General features: G+C 64.5%; 5 protein-coding genes. All 5 read left to right on the top strand.

The genetic code is table 11. The features are described from left to right. Positions 1 to 837, top strand: an 837-nt coding sequence (gene murB, locus FVW27_RS06295) for a UDP-N-acetylmuramate dehydrogenase (RefSeq protein ID WP_167123675.1), incomplete at its 5' end; no start/stop codon positions are given. Then, complete coding sequence (locus FVW27_RS06300) at positions 828 to 1,667, top strand: cell division protein FtsQ/DivIB (protein ID WP_167123677.1); 840 nt, start codon at positions 828 to 830, stop codon at positions 1,665 to 1,667. The genes murB and FVW27_RS06300, both read left to right, overlap by 10 nt. 70 nt (positions 1,668 to 1,737) lie before the next feature. Next, positions 1,738 to 2,964, top strand: coding sequence for a cell division protein FtsA (ftsA, locus tag FVW27_RS06305; RefSeq protein ID WP_012612098.1), 1,227 nt, complete (start codon positions 1,738 to 1,740; stop codon positions 2,962 to 2,964). A 43-nt stretch (positions 2,965 to 3,007) separates the two neighbouring features. After that, positions 3,008 to 4,297 carry a cell division protein FtsZ gene (gene ftsZ, locus FVW27_RS06310; protein ID WP_167123679.1) on the top strand — a complete coding sequence of 430 codons (1,290 nt, stop codon included), beginning with the start codon at positions 3,008 to 3,010 and terminating at the stop codon, positions 4,295 to 4,297. Between the two features lie 433 nt (positions 4,298 to 4,730). Further along, positions 4,731 to 5,561: a DUF4851 domain-containing protein gene (locus FVW27_RS06315; RefSeq protein ID WP_167123681.1), complete on the top strand. Its 831-nt coding sequence runs from the start codon at positions 4,731 to 4,733 to the stop codon at positions 5,559 to 5,561. Positions 5,562 to 5,843: the final 282 nt, after the last annotated feature.

Below are 5,843 nucleotides of genomic sequence, written 5' to 3' on the forward strand. Positions count from 1 at the left end.
GCCGGGCCGCAGGACCTGGACGAGTTGCCCGGTGCGCTGGCCCGCCTTGGCGGAGAGCCGCGCATGCTGGGCTGCGGCAGCAACATCCTTGCCGACGACGGCGAACTGCCCGTGGTGGTGGTGGCGCTGGATGGCGGCGGCCCCTTTGACGGCGCGCCGGAAATCACCGGCGAAACCCTGGACGGTCGCGTGCTGGTGCGCGTGGGCGCGGCGCAACGTTTGCCGCGCCTGGTGTCACGGCTCTCCTCGTGGGGGCTGTGCGGCATGGAGGGGCTGGCGGGCATACCCGGTGCCGTTGGCGGCGCGGTGGCCATGAACGCCGGGTCCTACGGGTGCGAATGCGGCGCCGCGCTGCATGCCGTTTCCGTGTTCTCGCCCGCGCTGGGCCACGTGATGCTGGGCCGCGACAGGTTCCGTTACGGCTATCGTCATTTTGAGGTGCTGGACGCGGCAGGCGCGCCGCTGGACGGCTGGTATCTTGTCACCGCCGCCACTTTCGCCTTGGCGCGGTGCGACAGCGCCGTGGTGCATGCCGCCATGCGTGGCAACTACCTGAAGAAAAAAGCGACACAACCGGTACTGTCACACAGTGCGGGGTGTGTGTTCCGCAATCCCTCGCCGTTGAATCCCGCTGGCAAGCTGCTGGACGCGGCAGGGCTGAAGGGATACCGCATCGGTGATATGTCGTTTTCAACGATGCATGCCAACTTCATGGTTAACGAAGGGCATGGCACTGCAAAAGATGCTTTCAGTTTACTGCAGTTTGCAAAAGTTGCCGTGAGTGAACGTTTTGAAATAGATCTTGAACTTGAAGTGAAGGTCTGGTCATGGCGATAGCGTTGTCGCGCGGAAAAAAAGGCGCGAAAAATGCGTACAGCAGAAAAAGCGTGAAGCCGCAAAAAGTCACGCTGCATCCCGGCAACGGGCTGCTGTCGTTCGCCAAATGGATCTTTACCATGGTGTTATCCGTATCTCTGCTTGTCGGCATAAGCATAGGTTTGTTGTACCTCTACAGATATGCGACGAGATCTGAATATTTTGCAGTCAAAACTATTGAAGTCTCCGGCAATTTGAGGTTAAGACAAGAGGAAATTCTGGGGCTGGCGGGTATTGCCCCCGGTGCGAACAGTCTTGCGGTGAATATCGCGGACATGGAGTCCGGGCTGCTACGCAACCCCTGGATTACGGAAGTGTCCGTAAAAAGGTTGCTTCCTGACGGATTTGCGATAAAAGTCGCTGAACGGGAACCGAAGTTCTGGGTACAGCGCGGCGCAGAACTGCTCTACGCCGACGAACACGGCAACATCATCGCCCCGGTGGGGGCGGGCCGGTTCACCTCGCTGCCCACGCTGGAAGTCGAAGCGGGGGCGGAGGACGCGCTGGAGCGGCTGCCCGAGATAACCGGCGATCTGAAGCGGGCCAGGCTGCCCGTGGATATCGCCCTGGTTTCGTGGGTGCGCCTCAGCCCTGGCAAGGGCGTGGAACTGTATCTGGAAAACAGCGACCTGCGGCTCAGTGTCGCGCTGGAAGACTGGCGCGGCAACCTCGACAGGCTGGGTAAGGTGCTCGACGACCTTGCCCGTCGGGGCGAATTGAAGCAGGTCCGCGAGGTAAAGGCGGGGGGCGTCAACGTCTGGGTACAGAAGGACGCCGCCCTCGGCGGCTGACCCGGCAGTGCGAAACCGCACGGGCAGCCCCCATGGCACCCGTTCGGCATCGCGTAAACAGGAGTAGCAGATGCCCAAGTCGGATCTGATTGTCGGCCTTGATATCGGTACCACGAAAATCTGCGCGGTCGTGGGTGAAGCCACGCCCGACGGGGTCGATATCGTCGGCATCGGCACCAGTCCCTCCACCGGCCTGCGCAAGGGCGTGGTGGTCAACATCGAGCAGACCGTCCAGTCCATCAAGAAAGCTCTCGAAGAAGCCGAGTTGATGGCCGGCTGCGAAATCCGTTCGGTCTATGCGGGTATCGCGGGCAGCCACATCAAGGGCTTCAACAGTCATGGCGTCATCGCCGTCAAGGGCGGCGAGGTGGGCCCCAAAGACGTGGAACGCGCGCTTGACGCGGCGAAAGCCGTGGCCATTCCGCTGGACCGCGAAGTCATCCACATCCTTCCGCAGGAATACATCGTGGACGACCAGCGCGGCATTGCCGACCCGCTCGGCATGGCGGGCGTGCGGCTCGAGGTCAAGGTGCACATCGTCACGGGCGCCGTGACATCCGCCCAGAACATCGTGCGTTCCTGCCACAGGAGCGGGCTCGACGTGTCGGACATCGTGCTCGAGGCGCTGGCCTCCAGCAAGGCCGTGCTGACCGAGGAAGAGAGGGAGATTGGCGTCGCCCTCGTCGACCTTGGCGGCGGCACCACCGACATCGCCGTGTTCTCCAACGATTCCATCAAGCACACGGGCGTGCTTGCGCTGGGCGGACAGAACCTGACCAACGACATCGCGTTCGGGTTGCGCACCCCCATGGTTTCGGCCGAAAAGATCAAGGTCAAGTACGGCTGCGCCATGGCCGACCTTGTGCGCAACGACGACCTCATCGAGGTGCCGAGCGTGGGCGGGCGCGATCCGCGCCGCCTGTCGCGCCAGGTGCTTGCCGAAATCTGCGAACCCCGCATGGAGGAGATCCTGTCGCTGGTGGATCAGGAACTCGTCCGCTCCGGCTTCAAGAACATGATCGGGGCGGGCGTGGTGCTGACCGGCGGCACGGCCCTCATCGACGGGTGCCAGGAACTTGGCGAGCAGATTTTCAACATGCCTACCCGCATCGGCTACCCCCGGAATGTGGGCGGGCTGCGTGACGTGGTGAACAGCCCGAAGTTCGCCACCGCCGTGGGGCTTTTGCGCTACGGCGCCGAAAAGGAGGGCCTTGAACTCAAGTTCCGCATCCGCGACGGAAACGTGTTCAACCGCGTGCTGTCGCGCATGCGCAAATGGTTCTCCGACATCTCGTAAACCGCGGGTCCAACGGAATAGTCATTCGGACAAGGAGAGGCGTATGGAATTTCACGAGATCGATGCCGAAAGCACTGCGAAGATCAAGGTCATCGGCGTCGGCGGCGGTGGCGGCAACGCGGTCCAGAACATGATATCCTCCGCGCTGAAGGGCGTTACCTTCATTGCGGCGAACACCGATATCCAGGCCCTTAGCCGGTCTTCCGCCGAACTCAAGATCCAGCTCGGTGACAAGCTGACCAAGGGCCTTGGCGCGGGCGCCAACCCCGGCATCGGCCGCGATGCCGCCCTTGAAAGCATGAGCGCCATCAAGGACGCCATCGGCGAGGCCGACATGGTCTTCGTCACCGCGGGCATGGGCGGCGGCACCGGCACCGGCGCGGCCCCAGTCATCGCGCAGGCGGCCAAGGAACTTGGCGCGCTGACCGTGGGCGTGGTCACCAAGCCGTTCTTCTTCGAAGGCAAGAAGCGCCTTGAAGCTGCGGAAGTGGGCATCTCGGAATTCCGCGAGCATGTGGACAGCCTGATCACCATTCCCAACGACCGCCTGCTGTCCCTGGCCCCCAAGAAGGCCACCTTCGTCGAAATGCTGAAGAAGGCCGATGAAGTGCTGTACTTCGCGGTGAAGGGCATTTCCGACCTGATCATGGTGCCCGGCCTCATCAACCTGGACTTCGCGGACGTGAAGGCGGTGATGGGCGAATCGGGCCTGGCCATGATGGGTGCGGGCATCGCCCGCGGCGAATCGCGCGCCCGCGAGGCCGCCATGAAGGCCATCACCAGCCCGCTGCTGGAAGACGTGTCCATCGACGGCGCGCGCGGCGTGCTCATGAACATCACCTGCGGACCGGACCTGACCATCGACGAAGTCAGCGAAGCCGCCGGGATCATCCAGGAAGCCGCGCACGAAGACGCGCGCATCTTCTTCGGCACCGTGTTCGACGACACGGCGGGCGAGGAAATGCGCATCACCGTCATTGCCACCGGCATCGACGCGGACATGGTGGGTGTTGAAGGCGCGGGCAAGTCGGGCACCGTCACCCCGTTCCGCAAGGGCGGTTCCCTGGGACAGGCCCAGCCCGCTCCCCGCTCCGCCGCGCAGCCGCGCGCGGAACAGATGCAGCAGGCCAAGCCCGCCCCGCAGCCTGCGCAGCCGCGTGGCCTTGGCGGGTTTTCCGACGACGACCGCAGCATTCCCGCCTACCTGCGCAAGCAGGGCCAGGTGCAGGCCACGGTGAACCGCATCAATACCCACGCCCCCGGCGAAGAGGACTTCATCTTCGACGAGGACGAGTTCGAGATTCCGTCCTTCATTCGCAAACAGGCGGACTAGCGGACGGAAGCCAGGCCGCATTTCCTTCCTGCCCATGCGGCGGGGATGGATGCGGACACCGGCCCTGCGGAACCGGCGTACAACCGGGGGGGTACACCGCGGGCACCGGGTTGCTGCGCGCCATGAGCGCACGATAGACCCCGCGCCAGGGACGAAGAAGACGCCTCTCCATCCCGGCACGGTTTACGGGAGGGCCGCCCCCAACGGGGCGGCCTTTTCTCGTTTGCAGGGCTGGATTTTTCTGCGGCAGTGGTTACGCTGTATGGCGTGCGTGACTGCCCGGCTGGCGGACTTGCCGGAAGGAGGGCGGGGGTGACCGGAGGCGTGCGTGCGCATGCCCGGGGTGCCCTTCCGGTCGTATGGGCGACTTGGCAGGTTCGCGGTCTGGCCGGCAGACGGTCGATGGGCCGTACAGCCCGCAAAGGAGACAATCATGTTGAGGCTGCATCTTTTCGGAAGGCGTCCCGCCCGTGCCGCCTTTTGGTCATCCCGTTTTTTCCCGTTACTCTTGGTGGCGGCAGCCGTCCTGCTTGTGACCGCCTGCGCGCCGCTTACGCGCGGCCTGAGCGGCAAGGATGTCGTGTCGTCATCGCGTCCGCCGGTGCTGGTACGTCCGGCCGCCGGGTTCGACCTGCTGGGCAGCGGAGCGGCGTCTCCCTTGCTGGATACGGAATTGGGGCTGCGGCACGCCGACGTGGGCTGGGCCTTCTACGCCGATGTCACACGCGAACGCCAACTGGCCGTGCTGCTGAGCGAAGTGCCTGGCGGCTGGCAGTGGGAACTGGACGTTTCCAGCCCTTGGCGTGAAGTGCGGCGCGACGCCTATGCCACTGGTCCTGCGCGTTTCATCGGCGCAACGTTTCTGATGCCTGCATCGGCGGACCCGTTCGCCCTCATGTTGCCCGCGCCGCCCACGCTGCACGCCGACGAGGGGGAGTGGCGGTGGCTGGTGCGGCGCTACACGCAACTGTCCGACTTCCGGGCGGTGAAGCTGGTGGTGGAATACCGCGAGCCCATACCTGCCGGAGTGGGGGAACAATTGACGGATGCCCTTGACGCCGGGCAGCAGCCAGCCGGACACGCGGCGGCCCTGCTGGGAGAGTTCGAGGCGCGGTCGCGCGCGGCGTTCACGGTATTGGCCTACCCTGAGGCGGGGGCGATGGCGGAGCGCTTCGCGTCTGATTCAAGCAAGGTACAGGTGCGCAATCTGGGGCGCATGGCGGGGCGCATGGAACCCGTGAGCAATCTGCCCAGCGAAAAGTAGCTGAACGGGCAGGTGCGGCTTGTGCCGTGCCTGCCCGTATCGGTCTGCACACCTTTCACTGTCTCGCGTGTTGCCATGCCCCAATGGCCAACATAACCAGGTGACCCATGCCCAAGCTGATCGTTCTTGCCCTTGTCCTGCTGCTGGCTGGTTTCGTCTACGCGTTCATGCACCGCAACCCGGTCCGGCGGGGCCTTGCCGGGGACATGCTGGCCTCGTCGGCGCGCCCCGCGCTGTTGGTGCGCCCGGCAGCCGGACTGACGCCCGCAGGGGCGGGCGTGG

The organism is Nitratidesulfovibrio liaohensis (genome assembly GCF_011682075.1).
Taxonomy (GTDB): domain Bacteria; phylum Desulfobacterota; class Desulfovibrionia; order Desulfovibrionales; family Desulfovibrionaceae; genus Cupidesulfovibrio; species Cupidesulfovibrio liaohensis.

Coding starts and splice junctions, on each gene's coding strand:
- FVW27_RS06300 (WP_167123677.1), top strand. CDS start 828: ATGGCGATAGCGTTGTCGCGCGGAAAAAAAGGCGCGAAAAATGCGTAC.
- ftsA (WP_012612098.1), top strand. CDS start 1,738: ATGCCCAAGTCGGATCTGATTGTCGGCCTTGATATCGGTACCACGAAA.
- ftsZ (WP_167123679.1), top strand. CDS start 3,008: ATGGAATTTCACGAGATCGATGCCGAAAGCACTGCGAAGATCAAGGTC.
- FVW27_RS06315 (WP_167123681.1), top strand. CDS start 4,731: ATGTTGAGGCTGCATCTTTTCGGAAGGCGTCCCGCCCGTGCCGCCTTT.